This window comes from Paenibacillus sp. CF095 (genome assembly GCF_900101225.1).
Classification (GTDB): Bacteria; Bacillota; Bacilli; order Paenibacillales; family Paenibacillaceae; genus Paenibacillus.
In genome coordinates, this window is record NZ_FMZN01000003.1 from 324,820 (window position 1) to 348,871 (window position 24,052).

Here is a 24,052-nt window from a genome sequence, read left to right on the forward strand (position 1 = left end):
ATGGAACCTCTCAAGCTATTTGATACGTTAAGCAATTCAAATATACATTATGGATTTAATGAGGAAGAACTCTTTTTAGACAATAGTAAACTAGATCAGATCATTCAAACGTATATCGTCAATCATAAAGATCTGATTATCGATTTTCTTAAAAGCCGTCAATTTATAGATTTAGCGTTAATGGATGTGGACAGACACTATAAAGGTGGAGACGGACTTGATTTTTTATTCGTTGAACATGGCAGCGAGAAAGAGGTCTCGGATGTATATCGAAGCTTTCTCGTCGCAGATATAAAGTCTAATCCAAATCTTCTTTATTATGCCGGCATCATGATTGCTTTGTTTGTTCGTTATACGGATGAAAATGTTACCAACTGGAGCATTCATTGCAAAGGAAAACAGTTGAAATTTGACACGTCAAACTGTACAAAACAATCTAAGCTTGCGGATGTCGTGGGAAGTTTGGCTTCCTTAATTATGAAGGGAAAACTCCATGCTCGCGATTTAGACAACCTCAATATAGCGTTATGCAACGCTGATTCCAGTCATGTGCTTGCAATGAATATGTCAACCAGTGAAGATCATGTCATCATAACGATTAAATATAACGCTTACATGATCGCCGGAAATACAATCGATCGAATCGTAAACCATTATACGACCTATTTATCAGGGTTCGACAGAAACCCAGATGTAGCACTTTCCACACTTTCCTATCTTACAGTAGATGAACTCAATAAGATTAAAGACTGGGCAGGTTTAACAGAACAATATCCGTTCCAAGAGACACTGTATGATGTTTTTGAACAACAAGCCTACCGAACTCCTCAGGACATTGCTTTTATCTATGATGATAATAAAAGTAATGTTTTTTATATTTCCTATATCGATTTGCTTTGTTCCGTCGATCATTTGGCATCAGAGATCTCGCAATTAAACTTCAATAATCAGGTTATTGGCTATTATGGAGAGCGGACCATTTATACCGTAATTGCAATGTTAGCAGTTTGGAAGTCAGGCAACATTTATCTTCCTTTAGACACATCTTATTCAGAAGAACATCTTCAATACATGATTGAGGATGCTAAAGTCGAACTCATTTTTACAACCGATCAGAGAGTGAGCAAAATATCAAACTATAGAACAATCGTGATGACCGAGCATTATTTGATCGATTCAGCTTCCTACGAGCCAAGTATTTCGGCAAGCAAATTCTCTTTGGAGCGCGACTGTTTGATCATGTATACATCAGGCTCAACTGGAAAACCGAAAGGTGTCATTCACAAACAGTTGCAATTGATCAATCGTTTTAACTGGATTTGGTCGAATTACCCTTTCAAGGAGACCTCTTGTATGGGTCAACGCACAAGTATGAATTTCATGCCTTCCATGTGGGAGTTCCTAGGAGGACTACTTAAAGGAGTTTCCACCGTCATATTGACTGATTCAATTGTAAAAGATCCGAATAGTTTAGTTCGCGCGATTGCCCGTCATCAGATCTCGCATCTTACCGTCGTCCCTTCGCTGTTAAAGCGTATTTTAGAGTCGCCGGAAGATATGGGATTGCTATCAAATATGCAATTATGTATTACTGCAGGTGAGCCGTTGACCGTAGATTTATTGAATCAATTTAAAGATATTGTGCCCCAGGCCACATTATTAAACGATTACGGAGCAACAGAGGTAAACGGGATTTTATATATCGATTCCAAAACCAATGCAGGCAAAACAGGCAATTTGCCTGGGTTTAAACCGATCCGGAATGTAAAAGTGTATGTACTTGACTCGGATTTAAACTTGGCGGGAGTTGGGATTGAGGGAGAACTGCATATCGGAGGGGCTGCATTAGCAACAGGATACCTTAATGACGACGAAGGCAATGCGCAAAAGTTTATTGAAAATCCATATAAAGATAGTTCTAGTCCCCGATTATATAAAATGGGCGACTATGCTCGGTACTTACCTGACGGAACGATTGAGTTATTGGGTCGGCGTGATCATCAAGTGAAAATAAGGGGAATTAAGCTTGAGTTGACGGGCATTGAACGCGTAATAGAGCAGAACTCCGCAATTGCTGAATGTGCTGTTTTTGTTAAAGAACTCAGTCAGGGAGTCAGCCGGCTATATTCCGCTATCGCAATTAGGGATGGGGAAGTCATCACAGATGACCAAATACACCAATTCCTGAAACCCAAAGTATCCGATTACATGATACCTTCTTCGTTCATTCGAGTAGAAAAATTACCAAGAACACCGAATGGGAAAGTTGATCGGCAACAATTATTGACCTTAACTGGATTAACCTTAAATAATCCAAAACCGATTCTCAATTCAGAAAGTGATATAAAAGAACAGCTCGTTTCCCAAGCAGCACAAACATTATCTATTGAACCCAGCTTGATTGAAAGTGGGAAAAAGTTTTATGCGTTAGGCTTTGATTCATTGACCATTGTAGATTTCTTAAACGCTATAAATAAGAGGTTTGGCATATCGTTAGCTATAACAGATCTTTACGATCATGCAAGCATAGACGAGTTAACACCTTATATTCATTCTAAGAAGAACATTATAATTGAATTACAATCTGATATGAATCCGGAGTCGAAATCTGAACCAAAGCATGAACCAAATTCTGAATCAACTGTTGTAAGGGAAACCTCGGTTTCTGTAGACGTCACAGCAATCAACGACATTTTGGCTGATTTAGCAGCGAGAATTCTTCAAGTAGAACGTTCATTGATTGAAAGTGGGAAGAAGTACTATGCTTTGGGCTTCGATTCATTGACCATTGTAGACTTTTTAAATTTAGCGAATAAAAAATTTGGGACCAAACTTGCGATTAGCGACTTGTACGATTTCTCAAGTATAGATGAACTAGGTGCATATCTGAGTACCCAGAAAAATATTAACGTTTTGACTGAACCTGACGCTTCTGACAGCCCAATTCCTGTTATATCAAATGAAGCTCCAAATGAACGAAAAGAAGCAGTAAATACAAATAAAAAAATTGCCATTATTGGGTTGGCATGCAAATACGGCGGTGCTAATTCTGCTGATGAATATTGGAATAATCTCAAAAATGGCATCGATTCCATTCAAGTGGTTCCTGAGAAGCGATGGTCGATTACGGACTATTACGATCCTGATATGAGAGCAGATAATAAAACAATGAGCAAGTGGGGAGGATTTGTGTCAGACATTGATCGTTTCGATGCAGATTTCTTCTCAATTACACCGATTGAGAGCGAGAACATGGACCCACAGCAGCGGATTTGCCTCGAAGAATGTTACCATGCCCTGGAAGATGCAGGATATTCAGAACATGATCTGAGCAAAAAAAATGTCGGAGTTTTTATAGGTGCTAGGCCAGGGGATTATATCAATCTTATTAAGGAAGGTGGACATCCACCAAATCCGTATAGCTTAATGGGAAACGATTTTGCAATTTTGGCGGCGAGGGTAGCTTATGTTCTCAACTTAAAAGGCCCTGCTATTAGCTTGGATACTGCCTGTTCTTCTTCACTCGTTGCCATCCATCTTGCTGCGTCAAGTATTCTAAAAGGTGAATGCGAAATGGCACTGGCTGGAGGGATCTGTATCATGTCCACGCCAGATCTTTATTTGACGTCTTCCAAGCTGGGAATGTTATCTCCTGACGGAAAGTGTAAAGCTTTCGATAACCGAGCGAACGGGTTTGTTCCTGGCGAAGGAGCAGGAATAGTAGTACTCAAGGAGCTGGATCAGGCTATTTCAGACAACGACCATATTTACGGCGTGATCTCTGCTTCCGGTATTAATCAGGATGGTAAAACGAATGGTATTACCGCGCCAAGTGCCTTGAGTCAGATCAATTTGCTTCGAACCATTTATGAGGATAATCAAATAGACCCTGCTTCTATTGACTATGTGGAGACGCACGGAACAGGGACAAAATTAGGTGATCCCATTGAGATCAAGGCGCTTTCTGAAGTATTTGGTGAAAACGGAATTGGAAATGAAGTTTGTCCGATTGGGTCCGTCAAAACGAATATCGGACACACAATAGGCGCTGCAGGTGTAGCAGGGTTAATCAAAATCATATTGTCACTTAAACATCAAGCGATTCCTCCAACGCTACATTATGAACAGGCGAATGAGCATATTGATTTTAAGAACAGCCCTTTTTATGTAAATACGGAATTGAAAGAATGGCGTTTGAAGTCTACGCCAAGAAAAGCAGCGGTGAGCTCGTTTGGGTTCAGCGGAACAAATAGTCATGTTGTCATTGAGGAGTATAGTAGTGGAGAAAAAAGAGCCAATTCTGAGCAGTCAAATTACTTAATCCCTATATCTGCTAAGTCGAGAGAGAGTTTAAGAGGCAAAATCAATCAGCTTCACGCTTGGTTAAATGCGTCAGATGGACAAACGATCGGAGATATTGCTTTTACTCTTAGCGTAGGGCGGACTCATTTTGACGAAAGGATCTCATTTATCGTAGAGAACAAAGAACAACTGCTCGCCATTTTGGAAAAGGGCTACATGAACGTACCAGGTAAAGCAGCCGTTAATCCCAATTCTACAGTCAGCGATAACTTGGTCAGCGAATTAATGGAAATGGATCCTGATTCTCGCACATACAAGGAGCACTTGGAAAGCTTGAGCGATCTTTACGTTAGTGGATGCAAGATTAACTGGGGGAAATTGTACGCGAATCGTCAGCATCAGAGAATTTCATTGCCTGTCTATCCTTTTGAGAAGAAACGGTATTGGATCGAGCCTGCGCACAATGAACAGAGCCGATTGATAACATCTGTCCAGCGTACGTTTTTTGACAATATTTTAAGGGAAAGACACAACATACATTATACGGTGAACTTGAACAATCAAAGCGAGCTCGTGAAAGATCATGTCATTCATGAAGATGTAGTCGTTCCCGGGGCTTTTTATCTGGAAATGGTTATGAAAGCATTGGAAATGTGCCATGTCACTTATGAGGAGATCACAATTGACAACTTGAGATTGCTACAATCCGTCGTGCTGAGGGAACAGGATACCTGTCTCACACTTTCTTTAGATACGTCGGCCATGACGTTTGTTGTCAGTAGCGGGTACAACATAGTCGTAACGGGAGCGTACAGCACATCTCAGGATCATATACCAGAATCATTTGATCTTGATCATTTTGTTGCTCAAGCTCACGTAAGTTTCGATAAACACGAGATCTATCGGCAGCATTTGGCAACAAATGTCCAGTATGGCCCAACATATCGAATTGTCCAAATGGTGTATGACGGCAAAGATGATTTGTTGGCCCGTGTGGATGATGGGTTGGAACCTGTTCGCTATGAAAATGGAATTATTCATCCAATCCTACTTGATGGTGCCTTGCATGCTGTTGCCGGTAGCGAACAAATGAGATCACTCAATGCTACATATTTGCCGTACTCTATTGGCAAAGTCAGAGTATATCGCAAGCTTGTCTCTCCTTGTTATTCTCGGATCCACATTTCCGATCATAATGTAACGAATCGCTATATCAAATGCCAGATTGCTATATATGATCGAGACGGCCAATTGCTTGTAAAGATCGAAGATTTTATACTGAAAGCGTTGCCGGAGAAAGAGCCGAAATTATTTTATTATGCACCTCAATGGATTGAAAGATCTATCGAAAGGGGGCAAAGTTTCAAGCAAGAAACTGTAATTTTATTGGATCGCGATGAATCGAATTACCAAGTACTCACAGAGTCAAATTTGCTTGACAAGGTCATCTTAGTTAAAGTCGGTCCCCGATTTAAAGCCGAGCATCCGATCTATCAAATCGATGTTTATAACGAGCACGATTACCAATTGTTACTTGAACACTTTGAATCGCATGCAATTGATTTTACGAATTTATTAGTTATTCCTGATATCACAAATAACAACGAATCACCATTGACTCAGGCAGAAGAAGTGGTGCATCCGTTGTTTTTGCTATGCAAAGCATTGATGAAAGTCACCGGGAAACGACGTTACAATGTTTTAACTTTACTAAATGCCAACCATCATGAAAAGTATCCTTTTTATGCAGGACTCGGACCTATGATGCAAACGATCAGCTTGGAACATCCAACTCTCCGGTTTCGAACATTAGCTCATAACTGGCTGAAAATGGACGCTCGGAAGGTATTCGAGGAGCTCTTCCATGATGCTTATTCGAATGAAATTAAATATGACCATAACGTGAGAATGGAAAAAGAGATTCAGGAAGCTAAGGTTGCATCACCAAGTAACATAGAATTTAAGGGAGTCTACCTTATCACTGGTGGATTAGGCGGAATTGGGCATGTTGTGGCGAATCATCTTAGTCGATATCCGCTAGCAACCATCGTACTGCTTGGTCGGTCCCTGCATGATTCAAGTACGAAACGACTGCTTGCTTCAATTCAAGGTGACCGTGTCATTTATAAAACTTGTGACCTTTCCGTTGAGAGCGATGTAAAGCAGGTGATCACCGATGTCACTCGAGAATTTGGACCTGTCAAAGGTATTTTTCATTGCGCTGGGGTCATTAATGATAGGCTATTTTTTCAAAAAGAATGGAGCGACTTTGAAAAGGTGTTGAAACCTAAAGTAGCTGGAACTGTCTATTTGAATAAACACACTGAGAATTTAGATTTTATGATGTATTTCTCGTCGATCACTTCAACCTTTGGGAAAAAAGGTCAATCCGATTATGCCTATGCCAATGGCTTCATGGATTATTTTGCTGCATATCGAGAAGGCGAATGTCAAAAAGGATATTCATCGGGTAAGACGATCTCGGTCAATTGGCCACTTTGGTTATCAGGCGGTATGCAATTATCGGAGGCTGACAAACATCGCATGAAACAGGAGAAGGGATGGGAGGGTTTACCTGATGAAGTAGCCATAGATGCGCTATTTTCCATTTTATCAAGTGGTTACCAAAACATCGGAGTTCTTTATGGGCAAGAAATCAATCTTGGAATTCCAGTAAACCAGATCGTCACCGACCAGTCTGCGGAGTCAAATCCTATTCGGATCGAAACGAGTCAGCCAGAAATCGATAAAGAGCAAGTAAAAGAAGAAATTGCTGAAATGATTGCTGCAGTGACTAAAATGTCTGTAAAACAAGTAATTGGTAAAAAGAACTTTGAACAATTCGATTTCAATTCTCTCATGATTATGGAGATGACCGATCGACTAGAGAAGGTTTTCGGTTCAATATCCAGCACACTGTTCTATGAGTACAATTCATTGGATGATCTTGCTGATTATCTTATAGATCATTATCACGAAATATTGCTGACTAAATATGCTGCCTCAACCAATCAAGTTGTTAGGGGTGAAGATGAGCTATTTCAAAATCGGACAATATCGGCAGGCAAGCCGGAAAAAGTGTTTAGAGAGGCTTCAACTTTGGACAAAGAGGAAAGAACAGATGCTTCCAGTCATAGTAATTATCCCGGTGTACAGGACATTGCTATTATCGGCTTAGCTGGACGTTATCCAGGTGCTAACAGTGCTGATGGTCTTTGGGAGTTGCTAAAGAATGGAAAGAGCAGCATTTCCGAGATTCCGAAGGACAGATGGAATTGGAAAACCTATTACACCGAGGATAAAAAGGCGTATGGGGGGATTTACACCAAGTGGGGCGGTTTTATTGACGATGTTGACAAATTCGATCCGATCTTTTTCGGCATATCGCCAAGAGAAGCTGAACAAATGGACCCTCAAGAGCGGTTATTCTTAGAAACGGTATATGCGAGTATTGAGGATGCCGGATACACGCCTGACAATTTGTGTGCATCGAGAAAAGTTGGCGTTTTTGTTGGTGCGATGAATGCGGACTACATCACTGGGGCCTCATTCTGGTCCATCGCGAATCGTGTTTCTTACGTGATGAATTTTCAAGGACCAAGCATGGCCGTCGATACCGCATGCTCTTCTTCGTTGGTTGGGATTCATCTTGCGGTGGAAAGTCTTTATAACGGCACGAGTGAATGTGTCATTGCTGGGGGCGTTAATTTAATTGTAGACCCATACCACTATCAACGGTTGTCCGGAAAAACCATGCTATCGCCAGGTCGTGATTGCAAGGCGTTTGGCGCTGGAGCAGATGGATTTGTTGACGGGGAGGGAGTCGGGGCTGTTGTCTTAAAGACACTGTCAGCCGCTGAACGTGATGGCGATCACATTTACGGTGTAATCAAAGGAACGATGATTAATGCGGGAGGAAGAACGAATGGGTATACCGTTCCCAATCCAAATATGCAGCGCCAATTGATCAAAGAAGCGTTGCAGCGGGCCAATATGGATGCAAGAACAATTAGCTATATTGAAGCACACGGCACAGGTACGGAGTTGGGCGATCCAATTGAGGTGGCGGCACTAGCTGGTGCGTTTGAAGAAAATACCACCGATAAGCAGTTTTGTGCAATCGGATCGATCAAATCGAACATCGGACATTTGGAGAGTGCAGCGGGGATCGCAGGATTGACCAAAGTGCTGCTGCAAATGAAGTACGGACAGATTGCCCCCTCCCTACATGCTACGGAGCTGAATCCACGCATTAATTTCAGCAAAATGCCGTTTTTCGTCCAGCAGGAATTATCTGAGTGGGTACGGCCTATCATTAACAACACGCGATATCCACGGCGTGCTGGGTTATCCTCCTTTGGCGCAGGAGGCGCAAATGCGCACGTTATCATTGAGGAATATGTGCCGACTGAGACAAGAAGCGATGACCAGACGCTCAGCCTTCATAATCCGATGATCATCTTGTTATCGGCCAAGAGTGACGAGAAGCTTCGGGAGCATGCCGGAAATTTGTTGACTTGGATAAAAAAAGGTGAACGTAAGAACAGGGATTTAATCAGTATCGCATATACGCTCCAAGTCGGACGGGTCGCTATGGAGGAGCGGTTGGCGATGACGGTAACTTCCTTGGAACAATTGGAACGTAAGCTGAACGCATATGTTGAAGATCTAGGTGAAGCAGACAGTATCTATCGAGGGCAAGTAACTGGCGATAAAGCGTTGGGATCACTGCTGGGATTCGATGAAGATATTCAGTTTGCCATTGAATCATGGATTAACAAAGGAAAATACGATAGACTGCTTGGCTTGTGGGTGACTGGACTAGAAGTGGACTGGGCTAAACTATATGACCAGAGGAAGCCTGAAAGAATTGGCTTACCCACGTATCCTTACGCCCGAGAACGTTACTGGCTGACGGAAAGAGAAGCTCCAGCGAAGAAAAACGACCCGGTTTTTGTGCAAGTGATGGGTTATTTGAACCCGTTGCTCCATCGTAACACTTCGAATTTGGAAGAGCAGCGATTCAGCAGTACGCTGACCGGTAAAGAATTTTTCTTGAAGGACCATGTGGTGATGGGTGAGAAGATATTACCTGGAGCGGCTTACATGGAGATGACCCGAGCGGCGCTGCGGCAATCCGCTTTATGGGGAGTAGATCACGACATTAGAATAAAAAATATAATATGGTCAACCCCTTTTGCTGTGAACGGACCAAGTCAAGAACTGCATATCGGAATCTATCCTGAAGAAGATCGGGAAATTGGTTTTGAGATATACAGCGAAGTTGCGGATGGGGATGAAGAGACGGTCATTCATTGTCAAGGGCGAGCGGTGTTTATGTCAAAAACCAATCACGGGCATAAACAAGTAGTAGATATTCGTAGGATGCAAGCCGACTGCAGTGATCGATTCATTGGCAGCGATGAATGCTACGAGCGGTTTAGCTCTTTTGGGGTTGATTATGGAAGCGGTCATAAAGGGATTGAGTGCTTATATATTGGAGAAGGCCAAGTATTAGCAAAGTTGACCATACCGGAATCAGTAACCGTCGGGGCGGATGATTATATCTTGCATCCAAGCCTGATCGACTCCGCGATCCAGGCTACAATTGGCTTATCTATTGATAATCAAGCGAGAGAGGGAGTAAGCGAACCAACAACGAAAGTCCCATTTGCGCTTGAAGAGTTGGACATTATTGGCCGATGCAGTGAACGTATGTGGGCAATAGTTAGAACGAGTGATAGCGTTAACACTGAACAACACATGCAAAAACTGGATATCGACCTGTGTGATGAGAACGGTGTGATCCAGGTACGGATGAGAAAATTTGCATTCAGAGCGCTGGAAGCAGAAAGCGAGGGCATAACTTATGTTGGTTAAAACGATTGAAGGTACTTCCAATACAAGTCTACATGCCGCTGAGGAACAAGAAGGTGTAGGCTCCTTGATGTTGCATCCGGTATGGAAGAAATCTGGCCAGATTCTAGCAGAAAGTATACTGTTTGATCAGCGCGAAGTCATTTTGTGTGAAGCGGAACAGCATATAACCTCCGAACAGTTGGAATCTCAGCTTCAAGGGGCAAGATGCCGAATTTTCCGAAGTGAATCTACGGATTTAAGTACTCGGTATGAACAATACGCGAAACAATTGTTTATTGCCGTTAAAAGCATGCTTACAAGTAAGCCGAAAGGTAATGTTCTCGTTCAACTTGTTGTGTTCGCAAGCGGCGATAAAGAGTTGTTCCGAGGCTTAGGAGGGCTCTTAAAGACAGCGCAACTCGAAAATCCGAAGCTACAATATCAGATTATTCAACTATCTGATGGGAGCGATTTGGAACACGTTGCCTCAATACTGGAGGCTGACAGCCAGAACCTTAATGATCGTGAGATTAGATATTTGGAAGACGTAAGATATACGAAGAGTCTTGAAGAGACAGAGAAGCTTGAGAGAGGTATAGATCAAGGAATTCCGTGGAAGGAAGGCGGTGTCTATCTGATAACCGGAGGGGCCGGAGGTTTAGGTCTCATCGTTACCGAAGAGATAACCAGGAAAATCAAGGATGTCACCTTGATCCTGACGGGAAGATCGGAACTGTCCGAAGCGAAACTTACCCAGTTGAACGACTTCAAGGAACAGGGAGCCGTCATCGACTATCGGCGAGTGGATATAACAGACAAAGAACAAGTCAAGGAATTGATCACAGGTATTATGGAAATATACGGAAGATTAAATGGGATTTTCCATAGTGCGGGCATCATTCGTGATCAATATATTCTTCAAAAAACAGAAGAAGAATTCGCCGAGGTAATGAAACCGAAAGTAACTGGTTTGCATTACCTCGATACGTACACAAGCCAGTTGAATCTTGATTTTGTGCTTCTTTTCTCGTCAGGAGCGGCGGAAACAGGAAATCCGGGACAAGCTGATTATGCAGCAGGGAACGCGTTCATGGACGCTTTCGCGATCTATCGCAATCGGTTGGCTGAGAAGGGAGATCGTTGGGGGAAAACGGTCTCGATCAACTGGCCATTATGGGCACAAGGCGGCATGCATGTTGACAAGGAGATCGAGCGACGCATGGTTGAGCGTGTAGGTATGATCCCCTTAAAAACGGAGACCGGTGTCAATGCCTTATATCAAGTTTTAGCTTTAGATCATGATCAGGTGATGATTATGGAAGGAGACCGCAAGAAGCTTCGTAATTCATTCAAATTAGACGACAAAGTCAGTTTGAGCACCAATTCGAAGGAAAGACCTCAAGCAGCAGTAGAGGATGGTCATCGACTGACGGTATCGCAAGAAGTGCTGCAAGAAAAAGCGGAGTATTATTTCAAGAAGCTGCTCTCATTCGTTATAAAACTTCCAGTTAACCGGATTGAATCAGACGCACCGCTTGAGAAGTATGGAATTGATTCATTAGCCATCATGAAAATGACGGATGAGCTGGAGAAAAGTTTTGGCTCGCTATCGAAGACATTGTTCTTTGAATATCAGAACATTCGGTCTATCGCTGGTTACTTTCTAGATTCTCACAGGGACAAATTAATTGATCTGTTGGGTGTGACACAAAAAATTCGGAAGCCTGTGGCTGAATCGGCAGCATCTTCAGCCAGTCATTTACCGGTGAAACCGTCAAAGAGAAAATCAAGGCACCAACGATTCGCATCTTTTGACAGACCTAACGGATCTTCATCAACGAAGCAGGATATTGCCATCATTGGTATGGCGGGACGGTATCCGCAAGCGAAGAATATGGATGAGTTTTGGGAGAATTTATGCAATAAGAAGGATAGCATAACCGAGATACCAAAAGAGCGCTGGGATTATCGTCTTTTTGAAGATGAAAACCAATCGCTTTCACAGTGGGGCGGATTTTTGGATGGTGTCGACCAATTTGATCCTTTATTTTTTAATATTACACCACGTGAAGCCGAATTCATGGATCCTCAGGAGCGGTTATTTTTAGAATGCGTTCTGGAAACGTTGGAAGATGCGGGATATACGAGAGAGGCGTTAAGCAAAGTTCAAGGTTCCGGCATGGAGGGCAATGTGGGTGTTTACGTTGGCGTCATGTATGACGAGTACCAGCTTTATGGGGCGCAAGAACAAGCGAAAGGTCACATGGTTGCGCTTAGCGGGATAACGTCTTCTATCGCAAATCGCGTCTCTTATTTTTGTAACTTTCATGGTCCGAGCATCGGATTAAATACGATGTGTTCCTCATCATTAATTGCGATTCACCTGGCCTGCCAAAGTATTCGTCAAGGAGAATGCGAGCTAGCGATTGCTGGCGGTGTTAATGTTTCGATCCACCCGAATAAGTACCTGTTGCTTGACCGGGGGAATTTTATGTCAAGTAAAGGGAGATGCGAAAGCTTTGGCACCGGCGGCGACGGTTATGTGCCCGGTGAAGGTGTCGGTTCCATTTTACTTAAACCGTTGTCCAAAGCGATTGAGGACCGTGACCAAATCTACGGCGTAATCAAGGGATCGGCAATTAATCATGGCGGAAAGACAAATGGTTACACCGTACCGAATCCGAATGCACAGGCGAGTATGATCAGAAGAGCAATAAAAGATGCGAATGTAGATGCCAGACAGTTCAGTTACATTGAAGCTCACGGTACAGGAACGGCACTGGGGGACCCGATCGAAATAACGGCACTAACCAAGGCATTTGAAGATCAAACGGTCGATAAGCAATTCTGTGCGATCGGTTCGGTCAAAAGCAATATTGGGCATTTGGAGAGTGCGGCTGGTATCGTAGGCGTAACCAAGGTACTGCTGCAGATGAAGCATGGGAAGCTCGTGCCAAGTTTGCATTCCAGTGAATTAAATCCGAATATCAATTTTGAGAAGACTCCCTTCAAAGTACAACATGAGCTGGAAGAATGGAAAAGGCCAGTCATCGAGCAAGACGGTGCCAAGAAGGAAGTACCTAGACTTGCGGGAATATCTGCCTTTGGTGCGGGAGGATCAAACGCCCATCTCGTGATCGAAGAATACATCCCTGAACAAAAATCAGAGGTTGCATCAATCATTACGACTGATAACCCTACAGTCATTGTGTTGTCAGGGAAGGAAGAGGAGAATCTCAAAGAACGGGCAAGGCAACTATTACGACAGATCAGACTGGAAAAGTATGAGGACTGCGATCTTGCGGATATTGCATACACTCTGCAAGTCGGGCGCGAAGCGATGGAAGTACGATTGGGTACGACTGTAGCCTCAATCCAAGAGCTTGAGCAGAAATTAAATGGATATTTGACTGGCGAGGATGAAGTGGAAGAACTGTATGTTGGCCGTGTCTTAAGAGAGAAGGACACACTGGCCATCTTCAAAGCGGATGATGATTTGCAGAAAGCGATCGATTCCTGGATTAGTAAAGGGAAGTTTGGGAAGTTGCTTGGTTTCTGGGTGAAGGGCTTAGATATGAATTGGGAAAGCCTTCACACTGGGAAGACGCCAAAACGAATCAGCCTGCCGACGTATCCGTTTGCGAAGGAGCGCTATTGGATATCAGGTGTTAATGCTAGCGCAGACTTACTGAAAACACCTGTATTGAAAAGTACAGAGGAAGTCACACGGATAGCTCCAAACATCGAACGAAAAGAACGTATTGTCATTCAAGAGGACTTGAAACAGTTTACATCAACGATTATGAATGAGAAGACTGTCCTTTATTGTAAACAGTTGCTCGCAAGGGTCAGCAGTATCCCGATCAGCAGGATTGAATCGGACGTTTCGCTGGAGAGTTACGGCATCGACTCCGTCATGATTAAGCAGCTGGCGGAAGAAGTAAATAATACACTTGGACCGATTTCGATGACGATATTCTTTGAATATCAAACTATTCAGGCATTAGCGAATTATTTCATGAAGACTTACAGCGACAAACTGATGGAATTATTCGAAATCCACGCCTCTCTTGATGACGTACCTAAAGACAAGGAGAAGGAGCAAGAAAAAACTGCAATATTATCGTGTGTTCTAGAGCCAGCAAAATCAGATTACACTGGGGATATGGAACAAGGCCATGAAGGCAGTCATATGGATATCGCCATTATAGGACTCTCCGGTCGATATCCGCAGGCTAACAACATTTATGAATTTTGGGAAAATCTAAAGGTCGGAAAGGACTGTGTCATTGAGATACCTGAGGAGCGTTGGGATTATAAGCGCTTATACGATGCGGACAAGTTTAAAACTGGAAAGATCAATAGCAAATGGGGAGGTTTTATCAATGATGTGGATAAATTCGATCCATTGTTCTTCAATATCTCGCCTGAGGATGCAGAGTTTATGGACCCACAGGAGCGATTGTTTTTGGAGTGCGTCTATGAAACGTTAGAAGATGCTGGATATACGAGAGAGGCTCTGAGCAAAGTTGAGAACGGGAATGTCGGAGTTTTTGTAGGGGCGACCTTCATGGACTACCAGCTTCTTGGCATACAGAACCAAATGAGAGGCAATCCTGTCGCGTTATCGGGGATCGCCTCTTCCATCGCGAATCGTGTCTCTTACTTTTGCAATTTTAACGGACCGAGCATGGCGATTGACACCATGTGCTCTTCTTCCTTAACTGCATTGCATGCAGCATGCGATAGTATTAAGTTAGGGAGATGCAGACTTGCAGTTGCCGGTGGTGTTAATCTTTCCTTACATCCGAACAAGTATTTATTTTTAAGCCAGTATAACTTCATGTCCAGTAAAGGAAAATGCGAAAGTTTCGGCGACGGGGGAGACGGCTATGTGCCGGGTGAAGGAGTAGGCTCCCTACTGTTAAAGCCGCTCAAACAAGCCGTTGCAGACGGCGATCAAATCTATGGGGTTATTAAATCAACAGCCGTTAATCACGGGGGCAAGACGAACGGATATTCCGTTCCTAACCCGGCCGCATTAGCCCAAGTTATTGATAAAGCGCTTACGGATGCCAACGTGAATCCGAGAACGATCAGCTATATCGAAGCCCATGGAACGGGAACCTCATTGGGAGATCCAATCGAAATCGCTGGATTAACGAGAGCGTTTGAAATGCACACAACAGATAGGGCCTTTTGCTCCATTGGATCTGCGAAGAGCAACATAGGTCATTTGGAGGCGGCTGCAGGAATAGCAGGCGTAACGAAAGTATTACTACAGATGAAGTATAAACAATACGTGCCGAGTATCCATTCGGAGGTATTGAATACCAATATCGATTTCGGGCAAACCCCATTCAGCGTACAGCAGAAACTGGCGGAATGGAAACAACCTATTATTGAGGTTGATGGGGAACAGAAGGAATATCCCAGAATCGCCGCTATTTCTTCTTTTGGCGCAGGTGGTTCTAACAGCCACGTCATCATCCAGGAATATGTAGCAATGAACCAAGTGAACAATTCCGTTGAGGTAACAGTGGAAGACAATGCAGTCATTCTTTTATCGGCTAAAAAAGAAGACAACCTCAAAGAACAGGCAGTGCAGCTACTAGAAACGATAAAGGCTGGACACTTGGATAATAACCACTTATCAGATATGGCGTACACACTGCAAGTAGGCCGAGAAGGCATGGAGGAACGGCTGGGCTTTATCGTAAGCTCGATGGACGATCTAACCGAAAAGTTGGAGAATTATGTACTTGGGAAGCATGACATCACCGATCTATACAAGGGCAACAGCAAAAAGCAGAGAAATATGCTCACCCTGTTTAAAACGAATGAAGAATTTCAAAATGTGATTCAACTATTAGTAGAGCGGAAGAAGTATACGACGTTATTGGAATTATGGGTTACGGGTATAGACGTGGATTGGGAGAAGCTTCACATTCATCGTAAGATGAAGCGAATCAGTTTGCCAACGTATCCTTTTGCGCGGGAGAGGTACTGGCTTCCGGAATTGGAATCAGATGCCGCGGTTAACGTCAAGGCAGGCTATTTACACCCGATGCTACATCGGAATACATCAAATTTTGAAGGACAAAAATTCAGTAGCACATGGACCGGGAATGAATTTTTCCTGAACAATTACGCTATCCTGGGAGAAAAATTGTTACCCGAAGCAGCTTACCTGGAAATGATTCGGGCAGCCATTCAAGAATCCGTACCGCGGGTAGAAGAACATACGATCATTATGAAAAATTTAGCGTGGTTAAGTCCCTTCACCGCGAATCAGTTCGCCAGAGAGCTGCATATCGACATTTATCCAGTAGAAAAAGATGAGATTGGATATGAAGTCTATAGCGTTGGGTTGACGGATCAAGAAGAAATCGTACATGGCCAAGGCCTGGCGGCACTGGTCCCAAGGAAGAAATCTTCACAGATTGAGCGTATAGATCTTCACAGGATTCAAGCAGAATGTAGTGATACCGTCCTCAGTGGGAGCGAATGCTACGACATATTAAAAGCCATCGGACTCGAATATGAAAGCGGCCTCCAAGGGATTGAGCATCTGTACACTGGAAATGGCAGTGTTTTGGCTAAGCTTGTCATACCTGCATCGTTAAGAGAAGAGTCAGAATCTTATATTCTGCATCCGACTATGCTGAATTCGGCATTCCAAGCAATGATCGGTTTATCGATCAGTCAAGGTGAGACAAAAGCTCATGCGATGCCACAACTTTGGCTCCCTGTCAGCCTAGAAGAGCTGGAGCTGACGGGTTGCTGCACGGAGAGCATGTGGGCGATTGTACGCACAAGTCATTCCGATAATAACGTTCGTAACTTCCACATCGATTTATGTGATGAAACCGGAAATATCAAGATTAGACTGAAAAATCTCGGATTTAGAGCCCTCGAAGCCGTTGATAATAGTAAGACTGTTATCGGATCGATGATGCTCCATCCTGCTTGGGAGAAGTCAGTTGTTCTTCAAGCAAAAACACCTGAGTATGTGCAGCACAATATCTTCCTTTGCGAAGCACACCAGACGATAACCTCCGAAGCAATCGAGTCCCAGATCAAAGGAGCGAGCTGTCGAATATTCCAAAGCGAGGCACGCGATTTGCATGTCAGATTCGAGCAATATGCTATTCAATTATTCTTAGCGCTTCAAAACATATTGTCGAGCAAGCCGAAAGGTCATGTTCTCATTCAGCTCGTCGTCTTTACTGGCGATGATCGAGAGCTGTTTCAAGGATTGGGTGGGTTGCTCAAGACAGCTCAGCTCGAAAATCCGAAGCTCATGGTCCAGATTATTCAATTGCCTGCTGGTAGCAAGGTAGAAGAAATCACAGCGAGGCTGGAAGCAGATAGCCGCAGTCCGAAGGATCGAGAGGTCAAGTATGAAGCCGGTGTGAGATATACGAAGAGTTTTGAAGAATCGGGACTGTTCAATAGAAATGAGAAGAATGAACAGCCGTGGAAGGAAGGCGGCGTCTATCTGCTGACCGGTGGGGCCGGAGGACTAGGGTTGATTTTCGCCGAGGAGATGTGCCGAACGATTAAAAATGTGAAGCTGATCTTGACGGGACGTTCAGTGCTGTCTGAAGAGAAAGAAGCCCAGTTGAACGACTTGAAGGAAAGAGGAGCAAACGTACAGTACAAGCGAGTCGATATTACGGATAGAGATCAAGTTCGAACTTTGATAAACGGAATTGTGGAGGACTATGGCAAGTTAAACGGCATCTTTCATAGCGCGGGTATCATCCGGGACCAATTGATCATTCATAAATCGGAAGAAGAGTTCGCGGAAGTGTTAGGGCCGAAAGTAACCGGATTACTCCACCTCGATACGTTCACAAGTGGGATGAATCTCGACTTTATTATTCTCTTCTCATCCGGAGCGGGAGAGTTCGGGAATCCGGGGCAGGCAGACTATGCGGCAGCCAATGCCTTTATGGATGGTTATGCAAGTTATCGTAACTCATTGGTAGCTAAGGGAGAACGCCAGGGGAAAACTATTTCGATCAATTGGCCCTTATGGGAACAAGGCGGCATGCATGTTGATAAAGAGATCGAGAAAATTATGTTCGACAACCTAGGTATGGTCCCGATGAAGTCCGAGACAGGTATAAACGCCCTCTATCAAGCACTGGATCAAAACCAGGATCAAGTGCTTGTTATGGAGGGGGATACGGACAAAATCAGAGTGAAAATACTATTGGCTGAATCAGCAGATAAAACCCAGCAGCCGCAGGAACAAGTAAGGGAAGTCAACTTCGATCATTTGAGGAAGCAGGCGATTCACAAACTGACAGTCCTATTTGGAGAAAGCATTAAACTGCGCAGTGATCAAATTAACGCGCAGGAGCCATTCGAGACGTATGGGGTCGATTCTGTCAAACTAACGCTGCTGAATAAGAAACTGACGGATCATTTCAAGGATGCCTCCAGTACGATTTTTTTTGAATACCGAAACATCGAAGCATTGAGCACATATTTGGCTTCGGAATATCCATATGAATGTGCACAGTGGATCGGTGATGACATTTCGGATGAGGATGCTCCAGAGCCTCAACGTTTGATGTCGAAAAATTCTTCTTTTGAGCGAGGTAACGTGTTTCCAATGTTGTTACCGAACCGGAGTAAACGTGGAGCGAAAAGGAATAGGTATGACGCTGGTTCCTGCAGTAAAGAAGCGGAGTCGATAGCCGTCATAGGTGTAAGTGGACGGTTCCCGATGTCCCAGAATATCCAAGAGTTTTGGGACAACTTAAAAAGTGGGACAAATTGCATTACGGAGTTGTCTGAAGAACGTTGGTCGCTCGACGGATTCTTTAACCCAAGCCGCGAAGATGCATTAACCAAACAGCAAAGTTTCAGCAAGTGGGGCGGATTTTTGGAAGGCTATGCTGATTTTGATCCGTTATTTTTTAACATCTCACCGGCCGAAGCACAGCGGATGGACCCACAGGAACGCCTATTCTTGGAACAATGCTGGAAAGCATTTGAAGACGCGGGTTATGTACCTTCGAAAATGGATGAAAGTACCCGTAATCAGATTGGAGTATTTGGTGGCGTAACTAAAACAGGCTTCAATCTATGGAATGAGACTTCCAATCACTTTTACAATACATCCTTCGCGTCTATGGTCAATCGTCTGTCATACGTGATGGACTTCAATGGTCCAAGCGTTCCAGTTGATACAATGTGCTCTTCATCGCTTACAGCGCTTCATCAGGCATGTGAAAGTATCCGACACGGAGAAACGTCAATGGCTGTTGTTGGGGCGGTAAACTTATATGTTCATCCGAGTAATTACACAAGTCTAGCACAGGGAGGTCTACTTTCTGATCGTTCGAGCAGCACTGTATTCGGTAAAGGTGGTAACGGATTTATTCCGTCCGAAGGTGTGGGAGCAGTCGTTCTGAAACGATTGTCCGACGCGGAACGAGATAACGATCATATTTGGGCGGTTATCAAAGGTAGTGCCGTTTCACATAGTGGAAGGACGAACGGCTACAATGTGCCTGATCCAGTGAAGCAATCCGCCGTTATTCAAAAAGCTTTGGACGCGGCCGGCATAGATCCGAGAAGCATCCGGCATATTGAAGCAGCCGCAAGTGGTGCTGAGATGGTTGACGCTATCGAAATGTCTGCTATTACCAAAGTGTTCGGGAATTCTCGCGACGGAGAGAACAATTTCTATACATTAGGTTCGATTAAAGCTAGCTTCGGACATGGAGAATCGGTATCAGGAATGGCTCAATTTATTAAGGCGCTCTTGCAGTTAAAGAACAAGTTAATATGCCCGACTCGTTTGCCGGAGAAGCTGAATCCGAGTATCGATTTTGACGCCTTGCCGTTTACGTTAGAAACGAAATTAGCTGAATGGCCTGAGATGGAACTGGACGGGGAAAGAAGTCCAAGACGTATCGGCATTAACAGCTTTGGCGCCGGCGGAGTCTACTCACATGTCATCGTAGAAGAATACCAGAACCCGACCGACAGCGTAAACCTATCCACCGACGTAACACCGAATCTTTTCGTTTTTTCCGCCAAAACAAACCATACGCTCAGTAGTTATGTGGAAATTTGGAAGGCGTACCTGGAGAAGCATCCTGGTCTGGATTTACGAAGACTCGCCTATGTACTTCAAATGAGACGGGAACCAATGAAAAGAAGATTTTCTGTTGTTGCTCACAGTGCGGGAGAATTGATCGCTAGCATGGAGAAATTCCTGCTCGAGGAGTCGGATCATCGTACGGAGGTTTCCTCGCTTGAGCCGATAAATGGCGACCAGATTGAACGACTAATGGCCGAAAAGAATTGGTCAGCATTAGCGCAATTATGGCAAAGCGGTGTTCCCATTCCTTGGGGAGAACTTTATAGTGATTATGCACCGCAGCATATGCCTGAGCTTCCTACGTACCCGTTCAGAGCGAAGCGCTTTTGGCCCAATGAAATCGAACAAAGACATCCGGGAGAAACCGAAACACATCCCTTTATTTCGTTGGATGATATCTTAAGTGTTCCACCAGAGAATACGATAACTTCTCCTATCGCTGAGCAAGAAACCGAGACTGGATTTATTCCAGTGGTAATTGAGGAAGATGCGGAGTCTGTGTACAAGGTAGTGGAGATCGAAATACGAATTAAAGATATTTTATTTGATCTCTTATACTTGGATGAACTCGACGAATTTGATGTCGAAGCGAATTTTATGGAACTTGGGTTAGACTCCATTCTAGTAGGGAAATTCATTCAAACTTTAAACAGTCAATTGGGTCTGTCATTGAATGATACGATCATATTTGATTATTCCACCACTTCCAAGCTAGCAGACTATATTGCTTCGAATTTGAAACCAAGGAGGTTAAATGAAATCTATGCTTAACTTACATTCTAGCGAAAAACTGCTGCATGCCTCCGCGCAGCAGTTTTTTCCCGATGTCAGCGCCGAAAGCCAGTTGAAAAGCGGTAAGTACCATGACGATTATTTTATTAGACGTGATTATTGTATCCGTTTAGCGGTACCGGAAGATATTGAAGCTTTAATGGAAATTGAGGGGGACTGCTGGGCAGTCCCTCTTCAAACGGACCGGGTGGAAATCGAGCAGCGATTGTTCGATCCGGCATGTTTCACTTTTGTGTTGGAATATGAAGGGCTCGTTAGAGGCGTCATTTATACGCAGCGTATCCGGAAGGATGATATCAAAAAGATCAAATCTATGACGGTCCCTACTTTTCGGAATCAAAGTGGTTCATGCATTCAGTTTATTGCGCTCAATATTATGCCTCTCTATCAAGATAAGGGATGGGGTAGTGAACTACTTGAATTTATCCTTCAGTATTTTTCCTTGCATCTGGAAATTCATCATGTTTATGCGGTCACGCGCTGCCGTGATTTTCTTAAATCGAATTGCGCTACTCTACAGCAATATTTGGTTCAGATTCATCGGGAAGGTTTGTTCGACGATCCAATTTTAAAATTTCATCAATTACACGGAGCAACGATATTAGGACTATTGGATAATTACAGACCGAAGGATGATGAAAATCAAGGTTATGGCGTACTTATTGAATACGACGTTGAACATCGACCCTGGGGCGGGAGGTTGCCGATAAGAAGCCAGGAAAAGAAACAACCAGGAGCCAAAAAACAACTATTGGAGCTGCTCTACCGAAAATTAAATACCAAGCAGCTGGATGAACGGCAGAACCTACAAGCGCTAGGCCTCGATTCCTTGGACTTTGCAGAAGTATTAAACTTTATGCACGACAAGATTGGACTTACAATATCGATCCATGATCTCAACGATCGAAGCTTGGGTGAACTCCTTCAGTTGTGTGGCGAAGGAGAGAATACTCCATTTTCTGTAGCCGCTGATCAACCTTTAAAAAAACGTCTACGCCATCTTATTCGGCAATATCCAGAGATCGTACCTTTATCCGCAGACGGAGAAGGGCCATGCACGTTTTGGATCCATCCACTTTCTGGGGATGTAGGCATTTACAATCGAATCGCAAGCCAAACGGACGGCACATTCCGTATTATTGCTATAAAAGCGCGCGGCTTCCTATCCACAGAGCATCAACCCTTCTCATCGGTTCATAACATGGCTCGATACTATTGCGAAATAATTGAAGCCGTGCAGCCGGAAGGGCCTTACAACCTCGCCGGGTTTTCATTTGGCGGGACAGTAGCTTATGAAATGGTACGGCAATTGCAAATGCAGGACAAACAGGTCGATTCGCTACTTCTTGTGGAGTCGCCCTATATCTCTGGTGGGCAGTCCGAATTTTTCCAAACGACCTTCAGAAACAACCTTTTGATGAATGCGAATTTCTTATTACTCACACTTTTGAATCGGAATGAAGCTTCCCTAGGGAATCGACCTGACGTAGAGATCGATTGGAGTTTCTATCAAATCACGGACGAGGATATTCGTGACATTTCTGATGATGCTCTAGTCTCGCATGTCGTCAAGCTTTGCAAACAAAAAGGGTTGAAGCAGTCTGAAGAAGAACTGGCATTCAAATTGCGCTCTATGTCGGAGGTACATCAATCCAATTTGCGAGCTATTCAGAATTACCAAGTCCAGAAGCTGCCACGTCCTTATGATCTGACAGCTGTATTGTTCCGAACAGAATCTGCTGATGCTGTATCAAATTCCTTCTGGAACCCGGACTATTTGGAACGAATCCAGTATGAACTGGGATCGTTTATGCCGCTTCTCGAAGGATGGTCTACCTTTTTGCCAAAGCTGAAAACAACGGTTTTAGCTGGAGATAACCACTTCGATATTTTGCATGAAGATCGAAACGTTAAGATTTTCTATAATCATTGCAAGAACATCTTTACGAAACGCCTGAATGTATCCCTGCAAGATGGAACACATGAGACAGACAGTGATAAACGGACTTACCCGTCTATCGCGATTGTCGGTATGTCAGGGAGATTTCCAGATGCGGACAACGTACAGCAATTTTGGGAAAACTTAAAAAACGGACGTAACAGTGTAAGGGAAGCGCCTCGTGATCGCGGCTGGGATATAAACGATTATTACGACCCTAATCCAAAAACACCGGGTAAGACCTATTCGAAATGGGGCGGGTTTCTATCGGATATCGATAAATTCGATCCGTTATTTTTTAAAATATCGCCGCGGGATGCGGAGCTGATGGACCCTAGCGAGCGTTTATTTATTCAAGAAGCGTGGAAAGCCATTGAAGATGCAGGCTATAGTCCCGAAGATCTGAGTGGAAAACCTTGGGGTGTATTTGCCTGCGCCAAAGGGGACTACTCCATGACGATACAACAAGAGATGCCAACATACTACCTTCCAACCGATTCTTATTCCGCATGTCGGCTCTCCTACTTGCTGAATTTAGTTGGACCGGCGATGTCGATAGATACGTCTTGCTCTTCCACTCTAACGGTGGTCGCGGAAGCTTGCAATAGTCTCGTATTGGGCAACTGTGAAAGCGCAATTGTTGGCGGTGGCTCGGTATATACGACACCGAATGTCATGATAGGTTCAAGTCAATCGCTACTCTTATCGTCAGATGGTCTCTGCCACACCTTCGACGAAAAGGCGAACGGGACCGTAGTTGCTGAAGCAATAGGAGTTGTGGTTCTCAAACTTCTCGACAAGGCGATTGAAGACAATGACCATATTTATGGGGTTATTCGGGGCTGGGGAATGAACCAAGATGGCAAAACGAATGGAATGACTGCTCCGAGCGGATTGGCTCAAAGCCGGCTTCAAACCAGCATTTACGAGAAATTCGATATCGATCCAGCGAATATCACGATGTTTGAAGCACACGGAACGGGAACGAAACTAGGCGACGCCATAGAATATGAGGCACTGAAAGAATCATTCCG

The 24,052-nt window shown here is 43.9% G+C and carries 3 protein-coding genes (1 of these 3 cut by a window edge); all 3 read left to right on the top strand.

From position 1 onward, the window contains the following. Tightly spaced (each overlapping or abutting the next), the 3 genes in view from BLS69_RS23655 to BLS69_RS23665 form a layout consistent with a single transcriptional unit that may run on beyond the window. The gene (locus BLS69_RS23655) at positions 1 to 10,182 is read left to right on the top strand and encodes an SDR family NAD(P)-dependent oxidoreductase (protein ID WP_176872977.1); all 10,182 of its coding nucleotides are present in this window, start codon (positions 1 to 3) and stop codon (positions 10,180 to 10,182) included. Next, positions 10,172 to 21,058: an SDR family NAD(P)-dependent oxidoreductase gene (locus BLS69_RS23660; RefSeq protein WP_091037107.1), complete on the top strand. Its 10,887-nt coding sequence runs from the start codon at positions 10,172 to 10,174 to the stop codon at positions 21,056 to 21,058. Before BLS69_RS23655 ends, BLS69_RS23660 begins: the two co-directional genes overlap by 11 nt. Continuing rightward, positions 21,042 to 24,052, top strand: partial view of an SDR family NAD(P)-dependent oxidoreductase gene (locus tag BLS69_RS23665; protein WP_091037110.1) — the 5' portion only. The gene runs 5,056 nt beyond the window's last position; only the first 3,011 of its 8,067 coding nucleotides appear in the window; the start codon lies at positions 21,042 to 21,044; the stop codon falls past the right edge of the window. Before BLS69_RS23660 ends, BLS69_RS23665 begins: the two co-directional genes overlap by 17 nt.

Bases quoted from the DNA above. Each gene is read 5' to 3' on its own strand.
- BLS69_RS23660 (WP_091037107.1), top strand. From the start codon at position 10,172: ATGTTGGTTAAAACGATTGAAGGTACTTCCAATACAAGTCTACATGCC.
- BLS69_RS23655 (WP_176872977.1), top strand. From the start codon at position 1: ATGGAACCTCTCAAGCTATTTGATACGTTAAGCAATTCAAATATACAT.